The 25743-nt window shown below is 58.5% G+C and carries 24 protein-coding genes; 13 read left to right on the forward strand and 11 right to left on the reverse strand.

Annotated features, from left to right (window positions below):
• The first annotated feature begins 23 nt into the window (after positions 1-23).
• The gene (locus Q4481_RS05550) at positions 24-3047 is read left to right on the forward strand and encodes a calcium-binding protein (protein ID WP_304375321.1); all 3024 of its coding nucleotides are present in this window, start codon (positions 24-26) and stop codon (positions 3045-3047) included.
• A 168-nt stretch (positions 3048-3215) separates the two neighbouring features.
• Here the strand turns inward: Q4481_RS05550 and Q4481_RS05555 are convergent, their stop codons facing one another.
• The 4 genes from Q4481_RS05555 to Q4481_RS05570 all read right to left on the reverse strand — a co-directional run bounded on the left by Q4481_RS05555 (position 3216) and on the right by Q4481_RS05570 (position 6494).
• Positions 3216-3986, reverse strand: coding sequence for a hypothetical protein (locus tag Q4481_RS05555; protein ID WP_304375322.1), 771 nt, complete (start codon positions 3984-3986; stop codon positions 3216-3218).
• A gap of 74 nt (positions 3987-4060) precedes the next feature.
• Positions 4061-5080 carry a ketol-acid reductoisomerase gene (gene ilvC / locus Q4481_RS05560; protein ID WP_304375323.1) on the reverse strand — a complete coding sequence of 340 codons (1020 nt, stop codon included), beginning with the start codon at positions 5078-5080 and terminating at the stop codon, positions 4061-4063.
• A 42-nt stretch (positions 5081-5122) separates the two neighbouring features.
• Positions 5123-5773: a TetR/AcrR family transcriptional regulator C-terminal domain-containing protein gene (locus Q4481_RS05565; RefSeq protein ID WP_304375324.1), complete on the reverse strand. Its 651-nt coding sequence runs from the start codon at positions 5771-5773 to the stop codon at positions 5123-5125.
• A gap of 100 nt (positions 5774-5873) precedes the next feature.
• Positions 5874-6494, reverse strand: a complete 621-nt coding sequence (locus Q4481_RS05570) for a TetR/AcrR family transcriptional regulator (RefSeq protein WP_304375325.1) — start codon at positions 6492-6494, stop codon at positions 5874-5876.
• 98 nt (positions 6495-6592) lie between these two features.
• On the opposite strand from Q4481_RS05570, the gene Q4481_RS05575 reads away from it, so the two are divergent.
• The 3 genes from Q4481_RS05575 to Q4481_RS05585 all read left to right on the forward strand — a co-directional run bounded on the left by Q4481_RS05575 (position 6593) and on the right by Q4481_RS05585 (position 8558).
• The gene (locus Q4481_RS05575; RefSeq protein WP_304375326.1) at positions 6593-7312 is read left to right on the forward strand and encodes a hypothetical protein; all 720 of its coding nucleotides are present in this window, start codon (positions 6593-6595) and stop codon (positions 7310-7312) included.
• A gap of 114 nt (positions 7313-7426) precedes the next feature.
• Complete coding sequence (locus Q4481_RS05580) at positions 7427-8116, forward strand: aspartate/glutamate racemase family protein (protein ID WP_304375327.1); 690 nt, start codon at positions 7427-7429, stop codon at positions 8114-8116.
• Positions 8117-8201: 85 nt separating this feature from the next.
• On the forward strand, positions 8202-8558 hold the full coding sequence (locus tag Q4481_RS05585) for a DUF4087 domain-containing protein (RefSeq protein WP_304375328.1): 357 nt from the start codon (positions 8202-8204) through the stop codon (positions 8556-8558).
• Positions 8559-8606: 48 nt separating this feature from the next.
• On the opposite strand, the gene Q4481_RS05590 is transcribed toward Q4481_RS05585, so the two are convergent.
• Both Q4481_RS05590 and Q4481_RS05595 read right to left on the reverse strand, forming a co-directional pair.
• Positions 8607-9164: a GyrI-like domain-containing protein gene (locus tag Q4481_RS05590; protein WP_304375329.1), complete on the reverse strand. Its 558-nt coding sequence runs from the start codon at positions 9162-9164 to the stop codon at positions 8607-8609.
• A gap of 516 nt (positions 9165-9680) precedes the next feature.
• Complete coding sequence (locus Q4481_RS05595; protein WP_304375330.1) at positions 9681-10433, reverse strand: pyridoxine 5'-phosphate synthase; 753 nt, start codon at positions 10431-10433, stop codon at positions 9681-9683.
• Between the two features lie 543 nt (positions 10434-10976).
• On the opposite strand from Q4481_RS05595, the gene Q4481_RS05600 reads away from it, so the two are divergent.
• Complete coding sequence (locus Q4481_RS05600; RefSeq protein ID WP_304375331.1) at positions 10977-11537, forward strand: MerR family transcriptional regulator; 561 nt, start codon at positions 10977-10979, stop codon at positions 11535-11537.
• A 384-nt stretch (positions 11538-11921) separates the two neighbouring features.
• A complete protein-coding gene (locus Q4481_RS05605) occupies positions 11922-12422 on the forward strand; it encodes a DUF4405 domain-containing protein (protein ID WP_304375332.1) in 501 nt (166 codons plus the stop codon).
• Here Q4481_RS05605 and Q4481_RS05610 read toward each other — a convergent pair whose 3' ends face one another.
• On the reverse strand, positions 12423-13550 hold the full coding sequence (locus tag Q4481_RS05610; RefSeq protein ID WP_304375333.1) for an ATP-dependent DNA helicase: 1128 nt from the start codon (positions 13548-13550) through the stop codon (positions 12423-12425).
• 154 nt (positions 13551-13704) lie between these two features.
• On the opposite strand from Q4481_RS05610, the gene Q4481_RS05615 reads away from it, so the two are divergent.
• From Q4481_RS05615 to Q4481_RS05630, 4 genes are read left to right on the forward strand one after another with little or no spacing between them, the layout of a single operon-like run.
• Positions 13705-14868, forward strand: a complete 1164-nt coding sequence (locus tag Q4481_RS05615) for a calcium-binding protein (RefSeq protein WP_304375334.1) — start codon at positions 13705-13707, stop codon at positions 14866-14868.
• Positions 14869-14900: 32 nt separating this feature from the next.
• Positions 14901-16181, forward strand: coding sequence for an SDR family oxidoreductase (locus Q4481_RS05620; RefSeq protein ID WP_304375335.1), 1281 nt, complete (start codon positions 14901-14903; stop codon positions 16179-16181).
• Positions 16181-16678: a DUF2269 family protein gene (locus tag Q4481_RS05625; RefSeq protein ID WP_304375336.1), complete on the forward strand. Its 498-nt coding sequence runs from the start codon at positions 16181-16183 to the stop codon at positions 16676-16678. Before Q4481_RS05620 ends, Q4481_RS05625 begins: the two co-directional genes overlap by 1 nt.
• Positions 16679-16689: 11 nt before the next feature.
• Positions 16690-16986 carry a YwqG family protein gene (locus tag Q4481_RS05630; protein ID WP_304375337.1) on the forward strand — a complete coding sequence of 99 codons (297 nt, stop codon included), beginning with the start codon at positions 16690-16692 and terminating at the stop codon, positions 16984-16986.
• Between the two features lie 93 nt (positions 16987-17079).
• On the opposite strand, the gene Q4481_RS05635 is transcribed toward Q4481_RS05630, so the two are convergent.
• The gene (locus Q4481_RS05635; protein ID WP_304375338.1) at positions 17080-18105 is read right to left on the reverse strand and encodes a helix-turn-helix domain-containing protein; all 1026 of its coding nucleotides are present in this window, start codon (positions 18103-18105) and stop codon (positions 17080-17082) included.
• Between the two features lie 183 nt (positions 18106-18288).
• Between Q4481_RS05635 and Q4481_RS05640 the strand changes: the two genes are divergently transcribed.
• On the forward strand, positions 18289-19116 hold the full coding sequence (locus Q4481_RS05640) for a calcium-binding protein (RefSeq protein WP_304375339.1): 828 nt from the start codon (positions 18289-18291) through the stop codon (positions 19114-19116).
• A gap of 99 nt (positions 19117-19215) precedes the next feature.
• Here the strand turns inward: Q4481_RS05640 and ilvN are convergent, their stop codons facing one another.
• Both ilvN and Q4481_RS05650 read right to left on the reverse strand, forming a co-directional pair.
• A complete protein-coding gene (ilvN, locus tag Q4481_RS05645) occupies positions 19216-19788 on the reverse strand; it encodes an acetolactate synthase small subunit (RefSeq protein ID WP_304375340.1) in 573 nt (190 codons plus the stop codon).
• A 21-nt stretch (positions 19789-19809) separates the two neighbouring features.
• On the reverse strand, positions 19810-21588 hold the full coding sequence (locus tag Q4481_RS05650) for an acetolactate synthase 3 large subunit (protein WP_304375341.1): 1779 nt from the start codon (positions 21586-21588) through the stop codon (positions 19810-19812).
• Between the two features lie 337 nt (positions 21589-21925).
• On the opposite strand from Q4481_RS05650, the gene Q4481_RS05655 reads away from it, so the two are divergent.
• The gene (locus Q4481_RS05655) at positions 21926-23947 is read left to right on the forward strand and encodes an ATP-binding protein (RefSeq protein WP_304375342.1); all 2022 of its coding nucleotides are present in this window, start codon (positions 21926-21928) and stop codon (positions 23945-23947) included.
• A gap of 5 nt (positions 23948-23952) precedes the next feature.
• On the opposite strand, the gene miaA is transcribed toward Q4481_RS05655, so the two are convergent.
• Positions 23953-24849, reverse strand: a complete 897-nt coding sequence (gene miaA / locus Q4481_RS05660; RefSeq protein WP_304375343.1) for a tRNA (adenosine(37)-N6)-dimethylallyltransferase MiaA — start codon at positions 24847-24849, stop codon at positions 23953-23955.
• Between miaA and serB the strand changes: the two genes are divergently transcribed.
• Entirely contained in the window at positions 24848-25738 is an 891-nt protein-coding gene (serB, locus tag Q4481_RS05665; protein WP_304375344.1) for a phosphoserine phosphatase SerB, read from the forward strand. The two genes, miaA and serB, sit on opposite strands and share 2 nt — an antisense overlap.
• The last annotated feature ends 5 nt before the right edge of the window (positions 25739-25743 follow it).

Raw genomic sequence — 25743 nt, forward strand, 5'->3', positions numbered from 1 at the left:
AACGACAGAAAGGTGAATGATCTATGGCAACCAAGAATGGTACGGATTCGTCCGAAACTATCATCGGCACCAATAATGCGGATTCCATCTACGCGAATGGCGGAAACGACAGGGTCGATGGCGCGTTCGGCAGTGACAGTCTTTACGGCGGCGCCGGCAAGGACACGATTTTCGGAGGCTTTCAGGACGACAACATTTCAGGCGACGCCGACGATGATGTGATCGACGCCGGTTCGGGCGACGACTGGGTCACCGGCGGCAGCGGCACCGACAAGCTGCTTGGCGGGCTCGGCGAGGACCGGTTCAACGACTGGCTTGTTTCCGATATCAACGGCGACACGATCGACGGGGGCATCGGGCTGGATACGCTCGTCCTCAATCTCGGTTACGGCACCAGTGCCATCAACTTTACGGCGACCGACCCGACCACGCTCACGAACATCTATGGCGCTGGCGTGACCGGCATCGAGCAATTCAACGTCACTGGCCATTACAGCAAGGCCGATGTTCTGACCGGCGGTCACTGGGACGACCAGTTGATAGGCCTGGGCGGCAACGACCGTTTATTCGGCATGGAAGGCGATGACATGGTCATAGCCGGTGACGGCGCCGATACGGTCAATGGGGGCCAGGGTGACGATTACATTACCGGCGATGCAGGCCAGGACAACCTCTATGGCAGTTTCGGTCGTGACAATCTTTCCGGCGGCAGCGACAACGATCTTCTCGATGCCGGCAACGGCAACGATGCACTCTATGGTGAAGACGGCGATGACAAGCTGCTTGGTGGTGATGGCGACGATTACATGATCGGCGGCATCGGCAATGACACGATGGTCGGTGACAAAGGCGACGATTACATCATCAGCGGCGATGGTATCGACAAGATCGATGCTGGGGCAGGCAACGACGAAATCATCGTTCAGGTCGGAATGGGCAAGGATGTCATCGACGCTGGCACTGGCATCGACGAAGTCGAAATTTCCAATGTTTCCGGAACGCTCATCGTCAAGACTCCGGACCAAATCACCACCCTTTCGGATGGAACCACCATCACCGGCGTCGAAGATTTCACGATCACCGGCACAAATGGCAAGAACAAGTTCGTTACCTTGAACGGTAACGACGCGCTTTTTGGCTATGATGGCGACGACTATCTCTCTGGCGGCGGCGGAAATGATCAGCTTTCGGGCGGCATCGGCAACGACACGATGCTGGGTGGAAGCGGCGACGACAGCCTGATTGCCGGTGGTGGAAAAGACACGCTCGATGGCGGCCAGGGGCTGGATACCGCGACCATCGATCTGAGTTCAATGCATAGCGCGACGACATTCAGCATTACCGGAGCGAGCGCCAAGCTATCGAACGGCACGACCGTGGCCAATACCGAAATTTTCTACATCAGCACTGGAAACGGCAACGATCGCCTGAATGGTACCGGAGCAACTTTTGTCAGCTTCTCTGCTGGCAACGGCAACAACCAGCTGACGGGTAGCAACGGCAATGACACTCTCGGTGCCGGCATCGGCAACGACACGATACTCGGTGGCAAGGGCAACGATCTGGTTTACGATCTCGGTGGCAACAACAGGATCGAAACAGGTGATGGTAACGACCATGTCAATCTCGACGTTTTGGAAAAGCATGCCGGCGGTGATCTGACGAAACTGAAGCTGGGAGCCGGCAACGATCTGGTCGAATTCAACGAGAGGCTCGACACGCTTGAAGGCAAGCTGGAGGCCGACGGCGGCAGTGGCATAGACAATGCTGTGATCGATCGTTCGAAGACCAACAAGGACCTGAGCTTCACGCTCAAGGCGCATGCCGTTCTGGTCAATGGCGATGTGACTCTCGACAATTTCGAGCAGGTCTCCATCTTCACGGGCTCAGGCAACGACAAGCTGACCGGCGGCAAGTTGGGAGATGCGTTCTACGCCAATGCAGGAAATGACACCCTGAACGGTCTCGGCGGCAACGATTGGCTAGAAGGCGGCACCGGAAAGGACGTGATAGAAGCTGGGGATGGCGATGACTGGCTCTACGCCAACGATGGCGGCGATGATGGCGTCGCCGACACGCTCAACGCCGGTACCGGCAACGACAACCTCTATATCGCCAACCGCGATATTGCTAATGGCGGGGCGGGTACCGATACGGTTCACGTCGATCTCTCCAATCTTACCACCGGCGTCCAGTTCACATTCGACACTGGAGCAGTGAAGATCAACGCCGCTACGAGAATCTCCGGAATGGAAATCCTCGACTTCACCGGATCGAAGGTTGGCGACAAGGTGACCGGCGGTAATCTGGCCGACACGCTGCGCGGCCTTGGCGGCAATGACATTCTCGACGGCGGCAAGGGTGACGATACGCTCTATGACGGCGCAGGCAATGACACGCTCAAGGGCGGTGACGGCAATGACAGCTTCGTGCGCGACGAGTTCACGGGCAACGATGTCTTCGACGGTGGCAATGGCACGGATGCCTTGTCCTTCAACTTCTATGGCGATAGTTCGGTGTTGATCGACCTCGCCAACAGCAGCAAGAATGACGGCCTGGCCAAGGGCCTGACGGTGAAGTCGATCGAGCAGGTGACAGGCACCAGCGAGGATGACGCGATCTATGGTTCCAACGCCAACGAGCGGCTGTATGGCGGCTATGGCGGCGATGTTCTCAACGGTCGTGGTGGCAACGATTTCCTCAACGGCAATGGCGGCGCCGATCTCCTGACCGGCGGCAGCGGAAACGACCAGTTCATCTTCGACGACTTTAGCGCCGGCGGTGATTTCGTGACCGATTTTGTGCGCGGGCAGGACAAGCTGGTGATCGATGACGAACGGTTTGGCCTGTCCGAAAACTACAAGCTGAAGCTGGAAACCGTTACCGAACCGGTCACAACGGCGTCTGGACCGGTCTTCCTGTTTGAAAAGGACACAAGCCGGCTTTGGTTCGATGCCGATGGCAAGGCTGGCGACGCAGAAGCCTATCTGGTCGCCACGCTAGACGGAATCAAGACGCTTTCCGCAAGCGATTTCGACTTCATGTGATCGCGGGAGGTGGCTGGCGGCTGCGCCGGCCACTTGGGCTTTGCATGTTCGAAACCTTGCGGCGACCGAAGTAAAATCCGGGAGGGGCAACCTTCCCGGTTCTCTCTTTTGCCGAATTGTGACCGCTACCGCCAAAACGACAGCGACGACTACAGGCGAGCAGAAAAGCTACCCGCCGTGCCTTGAGGCAAGCACCTCCCAGGCCTGGCCGAAAAGCCAGCGATCCCGCTCGGGAACCTCCTCCTCCTTTTCGAGCAGCCAGAGCGAAACCTCTTCGCGGCCGAGCCATTCGATGATTGCGGCGCGAATTCCCGGCGACACCTCTTCCCAGAAGTCCTTGGGATCTGCCAGATTAGCGGTCGAGATGACGAACTGCACGAACTGAACCATGGAACTGGGCAAAGTATCGGCAAGCCAGAGATTGAGTTTGGGAAGGATTTCCAGATTCAGCATCGCCGCCGCGCACAACCATTCCCCAGCATCGCATTTGTCCGGATGATTCAAGTGAAGCCGTGCCCAGGCGGCTTCAAACACCTGGATGATTGCGTCTCGCTCGCGATCCGGCCAATCACGCCAGCGGGCGTAGATCAGCTTGGAGGCGATCAGAGTGGCATCAAGTCCTGGTTGCCCATGGTTACCCAAGACGGCGAGATGCACGATGCGTGGCAGGAAATGCTTGTACCCGGCGACATCGCCAACAGTCGTCAGAGCGAATGAGGCATAGGGCCCCAGCGCTGCTGCGGAGAGCGCATTCAGAGGAGCAGATCTCAAATCGGCAAGAATTGCTTCGCCATCCCTGAGGGAAGACGCATCGAGCTTTGATGGCGTGGCGTAGCCGGCAAGGGCAGCATAGAGCGCAGCCAACGCCTCAGAAAGGTCTCGATTCCTGCGGGTGATGAGTTCAGCTTGATCCGTCATGGTTGTCGGCTTAGCAAACACCCTTTGCAACCGTCAAACAAAAACCGGGAAGGTTGCCCTCCCCGGTTCTTTCGTTCGCCGAAGGGCGATCGATCTTAGTTGCGGGCCTTGTCGACCAGCTTGTTCTTGCCGATCCACGGCATCATGCCGCGGAGCTTTTCGCCAACCTGCTCGATCGGATGCTCGTCGTTGAGGCGGCGGGTAGCCTTGAAGCGGGCAGCGCCCGAATGCCATTCCTGCATCCATTCCGAGGTGAAACGGCCGGACTGGATGTCCTTCAGCACGCGCTTCATTTCAGCCTTGGTTTCAGCCGTGATGATGCGCGGACCGGTGACATATTCGCCCCATTCGGCCGTGTTCGAGATCGAGTAGTTCATGTTGGCGATACCGCCTTCATAGATCAGGTCGACGATCAGTTTCACTTCGTGCAGGCATTCGAAATAGGCCATTTCCGGTGCGTAACCGGCTTCGACCAGGGTTTCGAAACCGGCGCGGATAAGCTCGACCAGACCGCCGCAGAGAACGACCTGCTCGCCGAACAGGTCGGTTTCGCATTCTTCACGGAAGTTGGTTTCGATGATGCCCGAACGGCCGCCGCCGACGCCGCAAGCGTAGGAGAGCGCGAGTTCAAGTGCATTGCCCGAAGCGTTCTGGTGAACGGCAACGAGGCACGGCACGCCGCCGCCCTTCTGGTATTCGCCGCGAACCGTGTGGCCCGGGCCCTTCGGCGCGATCATGACGACGTCGACCGAAGCCTTCGGCTCGATCAGGCCGAAATGGACGTTGAGGCCGTGGGCGAAGGCGATCGCAGCACCATCACGGATATTGCCGGCGATATCGGCCTTGTAGATGCCGGCCTGCAGTTCGTCCGGGGTTGCCATCATGATGAGGTCGCCCCACTTGGCGGCTTCGGCAACGGTCATGACCTTGAAGCCATCGGCTTCGGCCTTCTTGATGGTGGCCGAACCCGGCTTCAGCGCGATTGCCACGTTGGCGGCGCCGGAATCCTTGAGGTTGAGCGCGTGAGCGCGGCCCTGCGAGCCGTAGCCGACGATGACCACGTTCTTGGACTTGATGAGGTTGAGATCGGCATCACGATCGTAATAGACGCGCATGTTGGTTCCTTCCCTTTGCTGTCTTGTTGACTTGTCCGGCGGTCAGTCCGCCAGAGCCTTTCTGGTTCCAAACAGGCGCAGGAAGGCGTCGACCGCCTTGTCCGCCCGGGATCCGAATTCCTTGCGAAGCACGCTTATATCCTCGCCGAGCAGCATGCGCACGTGCAGATCGCGCACGATCAGCCCATAGAGCACTTCATAAGCATCGGCTGCCTCATCGAAATCGAGCAGGCCGGCGCGTTTTGCGGCCACGAGCAGGTTCATCGCCCGCTTGTCGATCTGCCGGCGACCGCGTTCGAGAAGCATCGCGCCCAGCGCCGAACCATCGCGGCTCGATTGCCCTATCGCCAGCCGGTTGAGCGCCAGCGACACATCGCCGGAGAGCACATCGAGCAGATCATGCGCAAAATCCGAAAGCGCCTTTTCCAGCGTTTCCCGCGTCAGATGGGTATGAGCCCCTTCGCCCGTCCGCACCTTGGACGCCTGATAGGAAATCATTGCTTCCATCAGCCCATCACGGTCGCCGAACCATTTGTAGAGGCTTTCCTTCGAACAGTTGGCGGCACGCGCCACACCCGCTGTCGTCAAGGCCTTTTCGCCACCCGATACGAGCAGCCGGAGTGCCTCTTCCAGAACCGCATTCTGGCGCGGCGAAAACTTCTCCGTTCCCTTGCTCTCGATCTTGTCCAACATTCCGCCTCCCGGGCGCTCAGTTACGTACCGTACGGTACGGTTCTGTACCTTGATAAAACCGGGCCAAGTCTCTGTCAAGCGGGTTTGTGAGGAATCGATATCAGGGGCGACGATAGAAGGCAGCGATCATCGCCACGAGTTCGTCCTCGAACGAACTACGGCCGAGCATGTCATCCCGGAACATGACGGCAGCCCGGATGGCGCCAATCGCCGCCCGAAACATGATGAAGCGCGCTTCGGGGCCCGGCTCGGCAATGTAGTCCGTGGCCTGGGCAAGGATCTTGGCATGCAGGGCGTCCGTCAATCGCTCGATCATCTGGTCGAACCGGCGCGGGACCGTGCTGTTGCCCGCCATGTGACGCAGAAGCCGGCGGCGAACTTTCAGCCGACCCGCAAACGGTTTCAGAGCATGGCGGACCAGGATCCGCACGATTTCGTCCACCCGATCGGCCTTGCTCTCGGCAAGGGCGGCGAGAATGTCCCGTTCCTGTCGTTCCATCTCGTGAATGGCCATGGCATTGAAGAGCGAAGCCTTGGAGGAGAAATAGCGATAGAGCGTACCGATGGAAAAGCCGGCCCGTTCGGCAACATGGTTGGTGGTGATATCGCCGTCGCCCGACCGTTCCAAAAGCTGAGCAGTGGCTTCAAAAATCGTTGATACCGTCTCCTGAGCACGAGACTGGGTCGGACTTTTTCTCGATTTTTCAGCACCTTGATCCATGATGCCAGAATAGGAAATTCGCCTCTCCAAGTCGAGTAGAAGGTGACGGCAACTTTGGGCATTTTCATTGCCGATCCATATTCCTTCTGGAGACTGCCATGAAAGAGAGCCTTTTCCGTTCGTCCCATACTGCCAGCCGCTGGTTCGTCACTGTCACACTAAGCCTCGCGCCTTTCCTCACCGAGGCCAAGGCAGGCGAGGTTACCTCCGGCCTTTTCGATCAACGCTATTGCGAAATTCTCACCATCAAGCGCGATGGGCTGAAAGCCCATGTCACCGTCTTCAACACGATCGGCCATAACCTCTGCCCGGATGCAGACTGGAAGGCGCTCGACCCGAAGGCGATCAAGAGCGACATGGGCCTTGATGGCGTCAAGATGAACGGGCCACGCCACTGGCTCGTCGATGGCATCGAGGGACAGGGCGTTTCGGCGACCGGACACCAGGCCACCTTCGGCAAGATCGCCATGTCGGAACGCGCGACGCTCGAACTCGGACTGCTGCAGGCCAAATCCGGAGGCACGCGTTACAAGCCGACGGAAGTAAAGCGCGAGACCACCTGGATCTTCAAGGCCGGCGCCCCCGTCTTCGAACTGACCGATCCGGACGGCAAAATCTACATCATGCAATCCTATGCCCAGATCGTCGATCCCGCCCTGTCGGTCGAGAGCCTTGGCACCTTGGGCACACGCCTCAAGCTGCCAAAGGGCTGGCATTATGCGAACCGCATCCTCGAGTCCGAATACAGGCTGGTTACGGCCGGCACCGCCTACGTGATCCAGGACGAGTTCGAGAACACCTACCAGCGCCGCAATTGACGGATCGCATCTCGCTCATCCAACGGCTTCACGATCACTCGATCGCCTTGACCGGCCCCGGCCGGTCTGGCACCCCTCGGAAAAGGCACCGTGTGCTTGCCAAGGGAGAAAGACATGAAGAGGATCGGCCTGATCGGCGGCATGAGCTTCGAAAGCACAGCCGTTTATTACGAGCGGCTGAACCGGCTGGCGAATGCGAAGGCGGGCGGTTTCACCTCGGCCGAACTGCTTTTGCATTCGGTCGATTTCGCCCCGATCGTGACCATGCAGAAGGAAGGCCGTTGGCATGAGGCCGGTGAACGCCTTGCCGATATAGCCGAAAACCTGCAAAGGGCAGGTGCGGATCTTGTTCTGCTCTGCACCAACACGATGCACAAGGTTTCGAGCCAGATTCGCGCGCGCATCTCCATTCCCTTTCTCGACATCATCGATTGCACTGCCGACGAAATCGTTCGACGGGGATGCCGCCGCCCTCTCCTGCTCGCGACCAACTACACCATGACCGACGGTTTCTATCAGGACCATATGCGTAAGCGAGGAATCGAGATCGTCACGCCGGCGGCGGAGGATCGCACAGAGGTCCACAGAATCATTTTCGAGGAGCTTTGCGCGGGAAAGATACTCGGCTCCTCGCGTGACACGCTCTTTCGCATTATAGATCGCGCGCGCCACGAGCGCGCCGATTGCGTCATTCTCGGCTGCACCGAAATCTGCCTCATCCTCGATCCAGAAAAGCTGGCACTGCCGGGGCTCGACACGACGGCGATCCACTGCCACCGCGCAATCGAGATGGCCTTTTCCTGACGGTCATCCGTGAAATTGCCGGCAAAGCCCCATTGAACTTGGCACGGCCAAATGCATTATTGCGCCATCAATGCGAGGATTTGCCATGAAAAAACTGATCGTTCTGTCGCTTGCCGCCCTGCCCCTCCTTGCCACCACAGCCCAGGCCGAAATGCGCTGCGGCTGGATCGAAAACCCGACACCGGGAAACTATTGGTTGACCGACCGGGATGCGTCCTGGGTTATTTCCGCCCAGGGCGGCTATGAAGCGCCGGGAATGGAAATGATCGGCGATATCTCCGCCGGCGACTATGTGGCAACCAACGGCAATTACGGTTACGGCTGCGCCTGCATGGACGTTATGACAGACCCGAACGAAAAGCAGATCACCATGATCCATTCGTTCAAGCAGCTTGCGATCTCAAAATGCGAAAACGACAAGAACCTGCCTGCCGTCGAGTGAAAGACGGAGTGCCTCCCTGCCTCAGGTATCGGGAGGCGCCGTCGATCCTTATTGGTCCGCCGCCCCCGGCTTGAGCAGCATGGCAATCTCTGTCCGCCATTTCTCGGGCTCCGGCTCGATCGGCGGCGACACATGATGGATCTCGATGCGGCAGCCGTAAATCGTGCCGCTTTCGTTGACGTCTCGATCAACCCTTAAACTGTTTGCATCCACCCAGGCCGACATCAGCCGCTGGACCTCTTCGAGATGGGTATAGGCACCAATCCAGGTTGCGGAAAGATAGGAGCCCGACGGCAGGATGCCGGAGCGAATCGGACCAGCGCCCGGGTGCAACTTCTCGGTGAAATAGCCAAATTCCATATCCATCTCGCCGTCAGTATCGACGGCGTTGAACCGGAAAAAACTCGGTCCAGACGGCTGAATTCCGCGCGAATTCATGAACGCGAGAACTTCGGCGATGAACAAAGGCGCCTGCTTGGAAATCTGCCGACGCAATAGTCGCGCACGAATCGCAAGATAAGGCTGCTTTTTGCGCCTGACCTTGGATGGAAGAGTGAGCATGCGGATTTCGTTCCCCGGACGACCAAAAGTTATCGTGAGTATCAATCAGATTTCCGTTATAGTTACGGAAACGGAAAAAGAAAAGAACAAGAATGCGCATAAATCGGTTAGCACAAGCACCCGTATATCATTGATAATTAATACAATTCATAAATGGTTTTACAATGAGACAGGAGGCGCTGCCTTTATCGACATCACCAATATTTAATTGGCATTTATCAAATTTTAAAGATCTTATTGACGATATCCATTATTTATCAAAAGTATTTATTGCATCAATTTAAAACACCTGAAAATATTTTTCTAAATTCGTAATTTTATAGTTACAGAAAATCTAAAATAATACTACGTCTTCCAGTTAAACAAGAAAATCATAATAAAAGATTCGCAGGCATCTTTCTGGTGAAAAACAGGGATTGCCTCAATGCGGGACACAGTTTTTTTGTGACTATTTCGCATGCGGCAGCATGTCGCAGCTAACTGACCGAAAACACAACCGATAATTTTAATTTTAGAAACTCGAAATTATTACATTTGTATACGGGAGGCATTACAAGCCATTCAGATAAGATCCCCGATCGCCCGGCGGAAGCGGCGGACAGTCTCGGCCATTCCGAATTCGAGAGCGTCTGCGGTCAGACCGTGACCGATTGAAACCTCAGCAAGGTCCCCGATTCGTGCGCAGAGCGCCGGCAGGTTGGCGACGGTGAGATCATGCCCAGCATTGACGCCGAGACCGAGCGCACGGGCCAGATCGGCGGTATCGCCCAGCTTCACGATCCATGCGGTCGCAGCGGCAGCATCATCGAAACAACCGCCATAGGGACCGGTGTAAAGCTCGATACGATCGGCACCGACCGCCTTTGCAACGCTCAACTGGTCGGAACCCGCATCGCCGTCGGCGAAGAGCGACACGCGCATGCCACCCCGCTTTAGGCGACCGCAGACAGTCGCCAGCAGTTGCTCGTTTTCAATGAAATTCCAACCATGATCCGATGTCGCCTGGCTCGGATGGTCCGGAACCAGCGTCACCTGATCGGGACGGTGTTGTTCGACCAGATCGAGAAAGGCCTCCGTTGGATAGCCTTCGATATTGAACTCGCGATCCGGAAAATGGGTCCGGATCAGATCAAGCAAAAGCGGCAGATCCGAAAACCGGATATGCCGCTCGTCCGGACGCGGATGCACGGTCAGCCCCGCAGCCCCGGCTTCAAGCGCAATCTGGCCAAACCGCACCACATTTGGCCATGGCAGATCACGGCGGTTCCGCAGCATGGCGATAGCATTGAGGTTGACCGAAAGTTTCGTGGGCATGGGCAAATCCGGAGGCTGGAACGGTTATCCAAACTGACGCCTGCGCTTGAGCAGATGCAGACCACTGACAAACGTCAGCTATGACCGGTATAGAGCAACCGCTTTGAAGCAGCCAGCCAATTTTCGATATGAATTCATGCTTGTATGTGATCGGTTCGCCATCAGGCACTCGATCATTAGGCCAATCGCGGCCATCCATTGCGTTTTTTCTATTCGACCAAATGGCGAGAGCCGATCCGTAAAAACACGTTACAGAAGCCGTAACTTGCGCTATAAATGCCATGGGTAACGTTGCGTAAGCAATTGGTTCGGGTCGCACGGAGGGGAGAACGGGCGGACCGAATAGCAACGACCACCGCAGTGCATGGAGCATGAAAGCGAGGCTCCTTCTTCAGGGCGCCGCGCCGACGTCTTTGGGAGGACGAACGCATGCCGCAGCCAGGAAATGCATCCACGCGTCAATCCAGTGTGCAGCAGAGTTTATTGTTGCCCAGGCTTCCCCTACCACCCCACTTGCCGGAGCCACCGATCGCGATCGCCGAGATGGCGGATGCCTTCGGCGTCACCCACAGGACCTTGCATTTCTACGAGGAAAAGGGGCTGATCCATCCGACCCGCTCCGGATCGATGCGGACCTATCCGACCGATCAGGTAACGCGCATGGCCTTCGTTACTTTCTGCCGTGAGACCGGAATGCCTGTCGCGCAGATCCAGGATCTTCTGTCTGAGATGGAAACGGCCACCACGCAGGAACAAACCGAGCAGATCTTCCGCCGCGCCTTGGTCGAACGGCGCGCGGAACTGGCGGCCAACCAGGCACTGGTACGTCGTCAGATGCAACAGATCGCCGAATATCTGGCAGATAGCGTCAGCGATCGCGGAGACGAAGACAGTGATGAGCGCCTGCCCTTTCTCACCGAGTTCGAAAACACTTGTCTCGCCTTGATGGCAGAAGGCTATACGCCGGTTCGTATTGCGGCAGCGACGCGACGCAACATCGACGAGATTCTTGACGTGGAAGCCTCCGTCATCCGCAAGTTCGGCTCATCCAATCGCTTTCAGGCAGTCGCAAAGGCTGTTCTGCTCGGACTCGTAGGCGAGTAGCCCGCCAATAACATATACCAAGCGTCGATGATAGGAACCGATTGCGCCGGAGCGATTTTGGTATCCGGCGAGGAGAAAACCACAGACGGACCAAAAGGTCCGGCGCGGATTTTCGACGATGTCCGGAGGACAAAAGCGCCCGGTCCTTCGGATGGGTCGGACATCCTTCCCCGACTTTGTCGCAATCCTCGATCGATGCCTTTGCATCGCTCTCCGGTCTGCTCCGCGTCGGATGAAGGCGTCCGGTCCCACGCAATCGGTTTCTATCATTGACGCTTGGTATTAATGGCGATCTGACGATCTCCAATTCTAACAGACATTTAACTCGACATTGCAGCAGGCGATGCTGCAAATGCGGACGGGAGGCTACATAGGAGATTTGAAATGTATAGAGCCATGATGCGTTACGCGACCCCCTTCATTACAGGGCTTTTCGTCATCAGCCTCGTTTCGGGCGTTGCCCTGTTCTTCCACCTGGGAACCAGCTATTTCCGCGAAATGCATGAATGGCTGAGCATGGTTCTGATCATTCCGTTCGTTCTCCATCTCCTGAAGAACTGGCGCCCGTTCCTGATGTATTTCAAGCATGCGCCCATGGCGATCGCGCTGGTCCTGTCACTTGCAGCAGGTGGATTCTATGCCTGGGAAGGCGCCCAGGGTGGCGCAGGCGGCAACCCGATGATGGCCATTGCCAATGCCATGCAGTCCAGTTCGGTTTCCACCGTCGCCCCCCTCTTCAGCTTGACGCCGGCCGAACTCACAGCCGCCCTGGTGTCCAAAGGCTATAAGGTCGACAGTCCCGACAGCAAGATCGGCGATATCGCAAAGGCTTCCGGCAAGGATGCCTTCGCCATCATCGGCGATATCACGTCTGCCAAGAAGTGATCAGCGAACGATCGTCAACGTTTCCGCCGCGCGGGTGATGGCTGTATAAAGCCAACGCTCGCGCGTGTCGCGAAAGGCCCAGGCCTCATCGAACAGCACCACATCGTTCCACTGCGAGCCCTGCGCCTTGTGCACCGTCAGCGCATAGCCGAAATCGAACTCGTCGTAGCGCTTGCGCATCGACCAGGGGATTTCGCCATCCACCTCTTCAAAGGCAGCTTTGAGCAGCTTGATCTTGGCCGCGCCGCGATCCATGTCATCGTCTTCGGGGCGCACCAGCAGATTGATGCCGGGCTTTGTCGTTTCCCTCGACGCCGACATGACCTGCCAGAGCGAGCCGTTCAACAGGCCCTTGACCTGATCGTTGCGCAGGCAGACCAGCTTGTCGCCGGCTGCGGGATAGGCATTCGGAAAGCCCTTGAGTTCGCGCAGACGCTGATTGTAGCGCTTGCGCGTTTTGTTGGTTCCGACCAGCACCTGATCGGCACCGAGAACCATATCCTGCGTGACATCCCCCCGGCTGATCACCTTGGCGGTGCCATAGTCGCCATGCATGATTTCCTTGCCCTCGCGCACATGCATGGCAAGCTGGATAATCGGATTGTCGCGCGCCTGGCGATGGATTTCCGTCAGCAGATAATCGGGTTCCTGCTCGGTGAAGAAGCCACCGCCGGAAACGGGCGGCAGCTGTCCGGGGTCGCCCAGCACCAGCACCTTGGTGCCGAAACTCAGAAGGTCGCGCCCCAGCGCTTCATCGACCATCGAACATTCATCGATGACGATCAGCGGCGCCTTGGCGACCGGGCTTTGCCGATTGATGGAAAACATCGGCGCGATGTTGGTCTTGCCTGTCACCTCATCCTCGACCTCTTCCTCGCCCTTGGGACGATAGATCAACGAATGGATGGTCTTGGCATTGGAAGCGCCGCGCGAACGCAGAACCTGGGCGGCCTTGCCGGTGAAGGCGGCAAACAGCACCTCGCCATCGACATTTTCGGCAAAATGGCGGGCGAGCGTGGTCTTGCCCGTGCCGGCATAGCCGAACAGGCGGAACACCTGGCTGCGGCCATCCTTGAGCCAGCGGGCAACCGCCATCAGCGCTTCATCTTGTTGGGTCGAAAACTGCATGGCCGGACTAGGCAGGATTCGGGGTCGCGATGCAAGTGCCGCCAGACAAACGGGCACAACCGGATAAGGAAACACGAATCCGAAACAGGATGACGGCATGCCTCTTCGCATGTACCCTGCGGCGATTGAAGCCAATCCGATTGAGGAGAGGAAGATGGCAACCATCGACATACGCCGGGATCGCACCTCAACCTACAGCATCGATGCGGTCGGCGATCGCTTCATTCTGCATGAGGGGGTGGCGATTGTGGCAATCGATGTTGCGATGGAGGAACTGTCCACATCCCACGATAACAGGATTGAGATCCGGGGCACGCTGCGCTCCGACGATGATTGCTTCGCGTCTACGGGCGACAACACAACCTTTATCGTCGCCCAGACAGGACGGCTTTTCGGAGCCGACGGCATTTTCACCGCGGATGGTGCGCACCTTGTCAACCGGGGCGTCATCCGTTGTAGCGATGAAGCGATCACCACAGGGTCGAAATCGGTATTCGAGAATTTCAATCGTCTCATCGGCGACACCGGAGTCTCGATCGATGGTGGACGGATCGTCAACCACGAAGGCGCAATCATCAGAACATCTGCTGGCGGCGTGGCGATCGAGAGCTCTATATCGCTCACTGTCATCAATGACGGAATGATTCAAGGCGACTTGTACGCCATTGCGGGCGGTAGCGGCCAGGACGTGGTGATCAACCGAGGGACTATGGAAGGTGCCATCGACCTCGGTGACGGCAACGACAGTTTCGACAATCGCGGCGGCACGATCGACGGCGACATTACCGGCGGTGGCGGCGACGATGTGTTCATAACCGACAGCAGCGTTTCGCGCCTTCTTGAAGTTTTCGCTGGCGGCTCCGACACGGTCAGATCGACCGTCAGTTACGTCCTGAGCGCCGATGTCGAGAAGCTGGTCCTGCTCGGCATCGGCAACACCACCGGCAAGGGCAATTCGAGCGGCAACGGCCTGACCGGCAACAGCGGCAACAACAAGCTGTTTGGTTTCGCCAACAACGATTTCCTCGATGGCAAAGGAGGCAACGACACACTGTCCGGCGGCAGCGAAATGGGTGATGAAGACACGTTCTATTTCAAGACCGGCTATGGCCGTGACACGATCATCGACTTTCAGGACGATACCGACAAGCTCGCATTGAAAGGCCTGGATGGCGTGACCGGATTTAATGACCTGAAGGCCCACCATGTGATGGAGAATGCAGCGGGCGATCTGGTGATCTTCTCCGGTCAGGACCGGCTGATTGTCGAAGACATGACGATCACGAAACTGACGAGCAATGACGTCTATTTCGATTGATCGCCGAAACCATTCCGGACCGAGAGATCTGCATGCACATTCTTGTCCTTGGCGCCACCGGCTTCATCGGATCTGCGGTTGCGACACGCCTCATTGCCGATGGGCACGCCGTAACCGGCCTCGGCCGGGATCTCGCGCGGGCAAGCCGTTTGAATCAGAATATCAACTGGCTGAAAGCCGATCTCAGCAACCTCACGCAAGCCTCTGATTGGACTCCTGTTCTCGCCGATATCGATATGGTCATCAATTGCGCCGGCGCGCTGCAGGACGGGCTGCGCGACGATCTCGCCGCCGTGCAGGCGATGGCGATGATCGCGCTCTATGCGGCTGCGAAACCTGCCGGGATCCGCCGCATCATCCAGATCTCCGCCGAAACCGAAGGCGCCGCCAGCGATACCGCCTTCCTGGCCACCAAGCGTCAGGCCGATGATGCTCTCAAGGCTTCGTCGCTCGAATGGGTCATCCTGCGGCCATCGCTCGTGATCGGCCGCAACGCCTATGGTGGCACCGCACTTCTGCGCGGGCTGGCCGCCCTGCCCTTCGCATTGCCGCTCGTCCATGCCGATCGACGGGTGGCGACCGTTGCACTCGATGATGTTGCGGAAGCAGTCTCGCGCGCGGTCTCCGGTGACATTGTTGCCGGAAGTGATTACGCGCTGACCGGACCAGAGACCATGCGGCTTTCCGACGTGGTGATCGCGCATCGGCGTTGGCTGGGTCTGAGAGAGGCACCTTTCATCGCCCTGCCCGACAGCTTTGCTCGGCCCATTTCCGCCATGGCCGATCTGGCCGGCTGGCTCGGCTGGCGATCTCCGCTGCGTTCCACGGCCATGCGGGTGATGGTCGAAGGGGTTCATGCAACGTCTGAAGTGGCGCCGATGCCATTTCTGTCGCTGGATTCGACACTTGGCCGCCATTCTTCCGGAATCCAGGATCTCTGGTTCGCGCGGCTCTATCTGCTGAAGCCGATCCTGATTCTGATCTTGAGCCTTTTCTGGCTTGTCTCTGGATTGGTTCCGTTTTTCGCTCTGGATCAGGCTGCAAGCCACTTCCACCCCTTCCTGTCGCCCGCCTTGTCGACGGCGACAGTCGTGGCAACGTCGCTTGCCGATATCGCACTCGGCCTCCTGCTGCTCTATCGCCCGACGGCGCGCCTCGCCCTTCTCGGCCAGATCGGGCTGGCCACTGCCTATCTTCTCGGCGGAAGTCTTCTGGAGCCCGCGCTCTGGCTCGATCCGATCGGCCCCTATGTGAAGGTCCTGCCTGCGATCCTGCTCACGCTGGTCACCCTGGCCATACTTGAGGAACGGTGATGGATCTCGAAACCGTCCTCCGCCTCCTGCATGTCATCGGCGCCACCGTTTTGTTCGGCACCGGTGCCGGCATCGCCTTCTTCATGGTGATGGCACATCGCAGCGGTGATCCGCGCCTGATTGCCCATGTGGCTGGTACGGTGGTGATTGCCGATACGCTGTTCACGCTGACGGCCGTTCTCGCCCAACCGGTGACCGGCTATCTTCTGGCCCGCGAAATCGGCTGGAGCCTGAGCGAAGGCTGGATCCTGCTGTCGCTGCTGCTTTATGTCGTCACCGGTCTCTTCTGGCTGCCGGTGGTCTGGATCCAGATCCGGCTGCGGAATATCGCTCGCGCCGCCGCAGCATCGGCAACGGCCCTGCCCGCAACCTATTTCCGCCTTTACAGAATCTGGTTCGCTTGCGGCTTCCCCGCCTTCTTCGCCGTCATCGGCATTCTCTGGCTGATGCTCGCAAGGCCGGAGATCTCGCTGCCAATCGTGTTCACCTCATCCTGATCGGAGGCCCCATGCGAAACATACCGCCCTTTCGCCTCGCCCTGGTTCCCCTCGACGATGAAGCTAGACAGCTCGAAGGATTTCGTTGGGCGGGTGCGGAGATAGGAACGCGCCACAAGCTCGGCGGTCAACCAGACTTCCTCCAGGGCGAGGAATACCCCATCTGCGATGCCTGCAATCGGAAAATGCAGTTTTACGCTCAACTCGATTCCATCAATGACGATATCATCATCGCCGATTGTGGGATGGTTTACGTGTTCCTCTGTTTCGACTGCCTCGAGACGAAATCCGTGATCCAGTCCTCTTAGGCGACAACCGGCCTTTATTGTAGCATCGGCCGCGGGTCATCGCCGCGTCGAGACACCGCTATCCTCGCAGTCACTAGACGTCGAGTGGCAGGATCAGACGAGACCTTGCGGACCGAGAAGTTCCTTCCACTGCCGGAAAAGCGAGACTTCGTCGACGTCTGCATTGAAGCTCAATCGCCTTTGCATCAGTTTTGCGCGTCGCGGCGGAAAACCATACTGTTTTTTGAATGCCCTGCTGAAGTGCGCGGCACTGGCAAAGCCGAAATCGCGCGCGATATCGCCAATCGCATGCACGTCCCCGCCTATTCTGGCATGGATGGTTTCGAGCCTTCGCCTGCGGATATAGTTTCGTACGCCGCCCTGATCGCAGAAAGCTCGATACAGGCTCGCTTCCGAGGCCGCCAAATCCTTTGCCAATGACCGAAGATCGAGTCTGTCGGACGTCAGGCTCTGTTCAATATGTATTTCTGCACGGCGGCGCAAACTCGCGGCCCCCCGGCCGGCGGTACGGGCCTTTCCAGGACCCTTCGCTTTCAGCGCCGAGACCAAGAGCGCGACAAAAGCCGACGGCACGGTTTCGATTTCGTCTTTCAACATGGCCGGCGCCTGGCGTACCAGCGAATTCAGAAAATCGGCAATGAGACGGCCGAAGGCTCCGTCGACCCTCACCCCGTGGCTGGAATAGGGGTCGAAACCAGCCTTAACAAAAGGACGCCGGGAAATCGTGCACGTGATGCACTCGGCTGCGGATGCATCGGTCCTGAGATACCGCAAGGCATCGAAGACCGCGAGTTCGCCGGGTCGCAAGGTTTGTGCTTCTGCGCCATCTCCAGTATCGAAATCCACGCGACCGGAAATCAGCAGAACGACCTGAACCCAATCTCGACCGTCCAGGCGAGCCATCTCCTCGTTTCGAAACATGCAGGCCGCGCCAATACGAGAATGCGTGAGGACGAGATCGCCGAGTGTCCACGCATCGACAACCGCTTGGAAGGGCGCAGGATCATCGAGCGGGCGTGAGACCTGATGTGTCGTCACAGCAGAGCGCCAGATATCGAACCTCTCGGCTTCGGGATATTGCGCCGTATCAAAGTGGACGCTGGGAACGGTGACGACCAACGGCTCGACCCTTTCATGATTATACAACATGGGGGGCAGACTTGACTGCACGGTTCGCTGAAATTGCTTGTTCCAATCAATCTTTGCAACGGGATTGTTAGACTTGTTCGCACCTGTTGCGAGTGTAACAGACGCTGTCTAATACCAGACGCCTGAGCCCGACCAGCAACGAGGAACAGGATCATGACGACCTCAATCAATATTCAAGTCGAAGATGGCGATGGCGTTGATTTGTCCTGGATGTTTCCGGGCAGCCTCGCCATCAAGCCGCAGGGAACATCGAGATCAGGCGGCGGCATCGAGGCAACCGTTGAGTATATCGCCGGCGGCACAACATATCTCCTGCGCGCCGAAGGCGTAAACTTCAGCAGCCCTGCCTATGGACTGGACATCAAAGGTATCGCAAGCAGCCTAGCGCTTTACCGTCTTGATGATTCGAATGTCGAAACCAAACTCGTCGATATCACCTTCGCGCTGGACAATGTCATTCACGATACCTACGGGGGCATCCCGATAAACTCTCTGCTTAGTCTGACCTCCAATTCGCTGGTGAACCTGCTCTCGGCGCATGTAGACATCGAGTTCAACATCTATGGCAACAGCGGTAACGACACGCTTCAGGGCAGCGGCTATTTCGATTTCATCGATGGCAAGGAAGGCAGGGATATCCTGACGGGTGGCCTGGCGGGCGACACATTTTTCTTCGGATATTTTGGAAAAGAAGATCGGGACCGCGTGACGGACTTTCGTCACGGCGTGGACAAGATCGCAATCGACGGCAACATTATGGCCGGGATACTTCCCGCCAACCTGAAACGGACCTTCCACGATATTACAGAGGGCGGCATGCGATCCGAAGATGCCAATGACCGGCTGCTCTACGACGGGAATACGGGCAAATTGTACTACGACCCCGATGGCAATGCCTCGAACGGCGCCCGTGCCGAACTCGTTGCCATTCTGGATAACCACGCCCACCTGACGATCAGCGACTTCCAAGTATTTCTCTGAGCGAGCGATGCCCGCAATCGCGGGGTGTCCCACGCTGTCACTGAAAAATATCAAACCCGGCACCATGAGGACAATCCACACGGTGCCGGGCCAATCGTCTCACATGCCCTGGGCGCCGCGGTTCATGGCAGCGACACCGGTGCGGCAGACCTCGATCAGGCCGAGTGGCGCCATGATTGCCAGGAACTGGTCGATCTTCGAGGACTTGCCGGTGATCTCGAACACAAAATGGCTGACGGTGGCATCGATGACCTTGGCATGGAAGGCTTCGGCAAGACGCAGTGCCTCGACGCGATGCTCGCCATTGCCGGCCACCTTGACGAGCGCCAGTTCACGCTCGATCGGCCGTTCCTGGCCCATCTCGCGGGCACGTACGGTGAGATCGACGACGCGGTGAACCGGCACGATGCGCTCGAGCTGGCTCTTGATCTGCTCGAGCACCTGCGGCGTGCCGCGCGTCACGATCGTGATGCGCGACAGATGCGATTGATGTTCCGTCTCCGATACGGTGAGGCTTTCGATATTGTAACCGCGGCCGGAAAACAGGCCGATCACGCGGGCAAGGACACCCGGTTCGTTGTCGACCAGGATCGACAGTGTGTGGCTTTCGACCAGTGCGGTTTCCTTGGAGATGAAATAGGCCGAACCGGTCGGCTGTAGCTGGGCATTCATGGGCTTTCCCCCGACATCTGGTTAAACGAGCTGGCGACCCTTGGCGTCAATGGCATTGGCCACGGCCTCATCGGTCGCCTCATCCGGCAGCAGCATCTCGTTATGAGCCTTGCCCGACGGGATCATCGGGAAGCAGTTGGCGAGATTGGCCACGCGGCAATCGAACAGCACCGGCTTCTTCGACTCGATCATTTCCATGATCGCATCGTCGAGCTTGGCCGGGTCTTCGCAACGGATGCCGTGCGCGCCATAGGCCTCGGCGAGCTTGACGAAATCCGGCATCGCTTCGGTATAGGAATTCGACAACCGGTTTCCGTGCAGAAGCTGCTGCCACTGCCGCACCATGCCCATATACTGGTTGTTGAGGATGAAGATCTTGATCGGCGCATTGTACTGGATCGCCGCCGACATTTCCTGGATACACATCTGGATCGATGCGTCGCCGGCAATGTCGATGACGAGGCTGTTCGGATGCGCGATCTGCACGCCGAGTGCCGCCGGCAGACCGTAGCCCATCGTGCCGAGACCACCCGACGTCATCCAGCGGTTGGGCTCCTCGAACTTGTAGAACTGCGCCGCCCACATCTGGTGCTGACCGACTTCAGTCGTGATGTAAGTGTCGCGATCCTTCGTCAGTTCGTAGAGCCGCTCGATGGCATATTGCGGCATGATCACGTCATGGCTCATCGAATAGGCGAAGGACTTGCGTGCCCGCCACTTTTCGATCTGTACCCACCAGTCGTTGAGACGGGCCTTTTCGGCCGTCTTCGACTGGGCGCGCCAGATGCGCAGCATGTCTTCGAGCACCGAAGCGGTGTCGCCGACCACCCGGACATCGACGCGGACATTCTTGTTGATCGACGACGGATCAATATCGATATGGATCTTCTTCGAGTTCGGCGAAAAGGCGTTCAGACGGCCGGTGATACGGTCATCGAAGCGGGCACCGACGCAGAGCATGACGTCGCAATCATGCATCGCCATGTTCGCCTCGTAGGAACCGTGCATGCCGAGCATGCCGAGCCACGCCGGACCGGAGGCCGGATAGGCACCGAGACCCATCAAGGTCGAGGTGATCGGAAAGCCGGTGAGTTCGACGAGTTCGCGCAGCAGCTTTGAGGCAACCGGGCCCGAATTGACGACACCGCCACCTGAATAGATGATGCCCTTGCGAGCGCCGGCCATCAGGGCAACAGCCTTTTCGATTTCCGTGAGATCGCCCTGGATCTTCGGCTGGTAGTGCGCGCCGGCCGGAACGGCCTCCGGCGGCACGTAGGTGCCGGTGGCGAACTGGACATCCTTGGGAACATCGACCAGAACCGGACCGGGACGGCCGGCCTGCGCGATGCGGAAAGCTTCATGGATGGTGCGCGCGAGCTCGTTGACATCCTTGACCAGCCAGTTGTGCTTGGTGCAGGGCCGGGTGATGCCGACCGTGTCGCATTCCTGGAAGGCATCCGAACCGATGAGCGACGTCGGAACCTGACCCGAAATGCAGACGAGCGGGATGGAATCCATCAGCGCATCCTGCAGCGGCGTCACAGCATTGGTGGCGCCGGGGCCAGATGTCACCAGCATGACCCCGACCTTGCCGGTGGAGCGCGCATAACCTTCGGCAGCGTGGCCGGCACCCTGTTCATGACGAACGAGGATATGTTCGATTTCTTCCTGCTGGAAGATCTCGTCATAAATCGGCAGAACCGCACCACCCGGATAACCGAATATGTGCTTGACCCCGTTGTCCTTCAACGCGCGCAGAACGATTTCCGCACCCGTCATCTGCATATCGTTGCCCGTCATGTCCTTGTCTTCCTTCCCTTCCGGTTGTCGCGCGCATTAGCAAGTTTCAAGACATAAAAAAAGGCCCCCGGAGGAGCCTCGATCTGCGCATGGGTGGCTAACGCCTGGCGGTCACACCGCCATGCCCATGCGCTTGCCTACTACGAGAATGTTCGCAATCTTTATCATGGTGCGGTTTCTAGCCCCAAAAGCTGCAAGCGTCAATCGCTCAAATTCTGATCGGGCAACAAATTGCCGTCAGCCAAAACTTACGCCCGGGTTAAGATTGCATCGATTGCGTAATGTCGCATTAACCCGACTGCCATAATCTGGCCTCTGAGCAGTTCGGAGTCGATCATTGTTCACCAATGAAACGGGAGACAGGCAGGAGCGCGACAACTGGGAGCGCCGCGCCGGCGATATGGGGCATGACCGCGTCATAGGCTATGTGATTGCCTGCGACGGCGCACATGCTACCGTCGCCTCGACGAGCCGTGACTCGAGCGCAGCGGGCGCCGCCGCCTGGTCCGTCGGCAAGCTGATCAGCATCGCCGTCGGGAGCAATCGCGTTATCGCGATGACTCGTTCGATGCGAGCGGTTGCCCATAGCTGGAACGTGCGGACGGAAAACACTTTCGAAGCCGAGCTGGAGCTTCTGGGCGAGATCCGCTGTTTCGATGACGGTACCGAACAATTCTCGACCGGCATTTCGACCTATCCGATCCTCGGTTCGCAGGCCCATCTCATCCGCGCCACCGATCTTGAGAAGATCTACGATCGCGGCGCGCTCGAAACCTGCGTCATCGGCAGCCTGAGCCAGGATGAGAAGGTCGACGCCGCCATTCATATCCCGTCGCTCTTGTCCAAGCATTTCGCGATCGTCGGTTCGACCGGCACCGGCAAATCGACGGCCGTCTCGCTCCTGCTCAACAAGATGATCGATGCGGATTCGAAGTTGCGCATTCTCATCCTCGATCCGCACAACGAGTTTGCAGCGGCCTTCCCGGAGCGCGCCCAGATCATCGATACCGACAATCTCGATCTGCCGTTCTGGCTGTTCCGGCTCGATGAATTCGCCGAGGTGATCTTCCGCGGTCGCCCACCGGTGCCCGAGGAACTCGATGTTCTGCGCGATCTGATACCCGAAGCCAAGAAATCCTTCCGGGGGACCGAGCCCGCCAACCGCCGCCCCACCGACCGCAATGGCATGACCGCCGACACGCCGGTTCCCTATCGCATCGCCGATCTGCTCGCCCTGATCGATGACCGGATCGGTCGCCTCGAAGGCCGAAACGAAAAGCCGGTGCTGCGCTCGCTGAAGCTGCGCCTGGTCGCAGCCGTCAACGATCCGCGTTATCACTTCATGTTCTCGTCGAACACGATCACCGACACCATTCTCGATACAATCGCCACCATCTTCCGGATACCGGGACAGGACCGGCCGATCTCGACCTTCCAGCTGGCCGGCATTCCCTCCGAAGTCGTCAATTCGGTCGCCTCGGTTCTCTGCCGCATGGCCTTCGAAGTGGCACTCTGGAGCAACGGTGCGATCCATATTCTCGTCGTCTGCGAAGAAGCCCACCGCTACGTTCCCGCCGATGCGAGCCTCGGCTTCCTGCCGACCCGATTGGCCATCGCCCGCATCGCCAAGGAAGGCCGCAAATATGGCGCCTCGCTCGGCATGATCACCCAGCGCCCCGGCGAGCTCGACCAGACCATCCTGTCGCAATGCTCGACCATCTTCTCGATGCGGCTCTCCAACGATCATGACCAGGCGATCATCAGAAAGGCGCTGCCCGGCGCCTCGCTTTCGGCCATGAACTTTCTCTCCTCGCTCGCCAATGGCGAAGCAATCGCCTTCGGCGAAGCCTTGCCGGTGCCGATGCGGCTGAAATTCGTCCGGGTTGCCGAAAACAAGCTGCCACGGGCCCATGGAGCCGAGGCTGTCGAGACGGCCGTCGATCCCTCCTCGCTTAATCTGGGTGCGATCGTATCGCGCATGCGCGCCGGAACCGCACCGGACATTTCCGATTTCCAGAGCCGCATCCAGGCCGCTGAAGCCTCCCTGCATGAAGCGGTTTTTGCCACCACCTTTGACGAATTTGGCGAGACATCGGCACCCGAAAGCGTCAAGCCTGCGACTGCGGGCTCCCTGCCCTCCTATTCACCCTCCATGCTTCCAGGCACGCTTTCGCAGGACGAGGAGACCGATGCACTCAGCCAGCGTCTCTCCCGTTATGGTAGCCTGTTGAGAAACGATCGCGCTCCGGCATCCTCTCCGGATATGGTGCAACGCGTGCCGAGCGATAACCCGACACCGAACCAGTCCCTGCGCGAAAGCCTGTTCCGCAAACCGAGTTCAGGCCTCTTCAAGCGATAGAACCGTCAAATCAAGCGCAGCCAGTCATCGCCCATCTGGTTGCGGAACCAGGTCATCTGGCGCTTGGCATATTGCCGCGTCGCGGCGGATGCCTTTGCGATCACGGCATCGCGGTCGAGACGCCCCGCAAGGTATTCGATGATCTGCGGAACACCGATCGCCTTCATCACGGGGGCGGAGCCCGGCAGGCCGAGCGCCAGCAACGCTTCGACCTCCTCGACAGCCCCCGCCTCGAACATCGAGGCAAAGCGGCGATTGATCCGCTCATGCAGGAGAGCGCGATCCGGCAGCACGACCATCTTCATTGCACGATCCGGATCGATAAGTGCCGGCGCGGCCGCCCGCTGGAAGTCGAGAATGGATCGCCCGCTGGCATCGAGAACTTCGAGCGCCCGGATCAGCCTCTGCCCATCCATTAGGTTCAGCATCGCAGCCGCTGCCGGATCACGTTTGGAAAGCTCCCCATGCAGAAAGGGCGCTCCCTCCTCCGCATGACGCTTGCGCCAGTGCTGGCGGAGATCGGCAGGAATGTCCGGCATTTCGGCAAGCCCTTCGGTGAGCGCCTTGAAATAGAGCCCGGTACCGCCGATGATGATCGGAACCTTGTCCCGCGAGCGGAGATCGGCCAGCACGGAGGCGATCTGCCGCAGCCATTCGCCGGTCGAATAGGGTGCCGCCGCCGGCACATGGCCATAGAGGTGGTGCGGAACGCCCTCCATCTCCGCATCCGATGGACGCGCGGTTAAAACTCGCAGCGTGTCATAAACCTGCATGGAATCGGCATTGATCACCTCGCCGTCATGCTTGCGAGCCAATTCAATCGCCTTGGCGGACTTGCCGCTGGCGGTAGGCCCGGTTATCAGGATCGCATCGTTCGTTTTCAGGTCAGGGAAAGAATTCATGGCCCTCGTTGCCACGCTCATTGCCAATCCGTCAAATCCTGTACTCGTTCCGCACCTGGCTGAAAAGTGCGCGCTCGCCGTCAAAGCCTCCGGCCTCTACTGGCTCGCCGATGGAATTGCCTGCGATATCGCCCTTCCGGAAGCCGCGGTGGCTGATGAAGCCGACGCTGCAATCCGCGCGGCATTCGGCGATCTTCCGATCGATCTTGTCATCCAGGATGCCGACAAACGGCGCAAGAGGCTTTTGATCGCCGACATGGATTCGACCATGATCGGACAGGAATGTATCGATGAGCTGGCCGCCGAAGTCGGGCTCAAGGAGATGGTAGCGGCCATTACCGCCCGCGCGATGAATGGCGAGATCGCTTTCGAGCCGGCCCTGCGCGAACGCGTGGCGCTTCTCAAGGGCCTGCCGGTGTCGGTGATCGATGATGTCATCGCCAAGCGCATCACGCTCACCCCCGGCGGCAAAGAACTGGTCGCGACGATGAAGGCCCGCGGCGGCTATACCGCACTTGTCTCGGGCGGCTTTACCGCCTTTACCGCCCGCGTGGCAGCGATGATCGGTTTTGATGAAAACCGCGCCAACATTCTCGAAGAGGAGAAGGGTCATCTCGCCGGCACCGTGACCGAACCGATCCTCGGCAAGCAGGCCAAGGTGGATGCGCTGGAAGAGATCACAGCTCGGCTTGGCATCTCCACCGAAGATGCGATCGCCGTCGGCGATGGTGCCAACGACCTCGGTATGCTGGGTGCGGCGGGATCCGGCGTCGCGCTGCATGCCAAGCCTTCGGTTGCTGCAGCCGCCCGCATGCGGGTCGATCATGGCGACCTCACGGCGCTTCTCTACATCCAGGGCTATCGAAAGCACGAGTTTGTGACCGGCTGACCGAC

It is taken from the genome of Fluviirhizobium alvei (assembly GCF_030551875.1).
Classification (GTDB): domain Bacteria; phylum Pseudomonadota; class Alphaproteobacteria; order Rhizobiales; family Rhizobiaceae; genus Rhizobium_E; species Rhizobium_E alvei.

What these genes read in the sequence shown, in the direction of transcription:
- Q4481_RS05550 (WP_304375321.1), top strand. Translation starts at nt 24, where the DNA reads ATGGCAACCAAGAATGGTACGGATTCGTCCGAAACTATCATCGGCACC.
- Q4481_RS05625 (WP_304375336.1), top strand. Translation starts at nt 16,181, where the DNA reads ATGGATCTCGAAACCGTCCTCCGCCTCCTGCATGTCATCGGCGCCACC.
- Q4481_RS05570 (WP_304375325.1), bottom strand. Translation starts at nt 6,494, where the DNA reads ATGGATCAAGGTGCTGAAAAATCGAGAAAAAGTCCGACCCAGTCTCGT.
- Q4481_RS05595 (WP_304375330.1), bottom strand. Translation starts at nt 10,433, where the DNA reads ATGCCCACGAAACTTTCGGTCAACCTCAATGCTATCGCCATGCTGCGG.
- Q4481_RS05615 (WP_304375334.1), top strand. Translation starts at nt 13,705, where the DNA reads ATGGCAACCATCGACATACGCCGGGATCGCACCTCAACCTACAGCATC.
- Q4481_RS05575 (WP_304375326.1), top strand. Translation starts at nt 6,593, where the DNA reads ATGAAAGAGAGCCTTTTCCGTTCGTCCCATACTGCCAGCCGCTGGTTC.
- ilvN (WP_304375340.1), bottom strand. Translation starts at nt 19,788, where the DNA reads ATGAATGCCCAGCTACAGCCGACCGGTTCGGCCTATTTCATCTCCAAG.
- Q4481_RS05600 (WP_304375331.1), top strand. Translation starts at nt 10,977, where the DNA reads ATGGCGGATGCCTTCGGCGTCACCCACAGGACCTTGCATTTCTACGAG.
- Q4481_RS05630 (WP_304375337.1), top strand. Translation starts at nt 16,690, where the DNA reads ATGCGAAACATACCGCCCTTTCGCCTCGCCCTGGTTCCCCTCGACGAT.
- Q4481_RS05610 (WP_304375333.1), bottom strand. Translation starts at nt 13,550, where the DNA reads ATGCAGTTTTCGACCCAACAAGATGAAGCGCTGATGGCGGTTGCCCGC.
- serB (WP_304375344.1), top strand. Translation starts at nt 24,848, where the DNA reads ATGGCCCTCGTTGCCACGCTCATTGCCAATCCGTCAAATCCTGTACTC.
- Q4481_RS05585 (WP_304375328.1), top strand. Translation starts at nt 8,202, where the DNA reads ATGAAAAAACTGATCGTTCTGTCGCTTGCCGCCCTGCCCCTCCTTGCC.
- Q4481_RS05580 (WP_304375327.1), top strand. Translation starts at nt 7,427, where the DNA reads ATGAAGAGGATCGGCCTGATCGGCGGCATGAGCTTCGAAAGCACAGCC.
- Q4481_RS05650 (WP_304375341.1), bottom strand. Translation starts at nt 21,588, where the DNA reads ATGACGGGCAACGATATGCAGATGACGGGTGCGGAAATCGTTCTGCGC.
- Q4481_RS05605 (WP_304375332.1), top strand. Translation starts at nt 11,922, where the DNA reads ATGTATAGAGCCATGATGCGTTACGCGACCCCCTTCATTACAGGGCTT.
- miaA (WP_304375343.1), bottom strand. Translation starts at nt 24,849, where the DNA reads ATGAATTCTTTCCCTGACCTGAAAACGAACGATGCGATCCTGATAACC.
- Q4481_RS05640 (WP_304375339.1), top strand. Translation starts at nt 18,289, where the DNA reads ATGACGACCTCAATCAATATTCAAGTCGAAGATGGCGATGGCGTTGAT.
- Q4481_RS05620 (WP_304375335.1), top strand. Translation starts at nt 14,901, where the DNA reads ATGCACATTCTTGTCCTTGGCGCCACCGGCTTCATCGGATCTGCGGTT.
- Q4481_RS05565 (WP_304375324.1), bottom strand. Translation starts at nt 5,773, where the DNA reads ATGTTGGACAAGATCGAGAGCAAGGGAACGGAGAAGTTTTCGCCGCGC.
- ilvC (WP_304375323.1), bottom strand. Translation starts at nt 5,080, where the DNA reads ATGCGCGTCTATTACGATCGTGATGCCGATCTCAACCTCATCAAGTCC.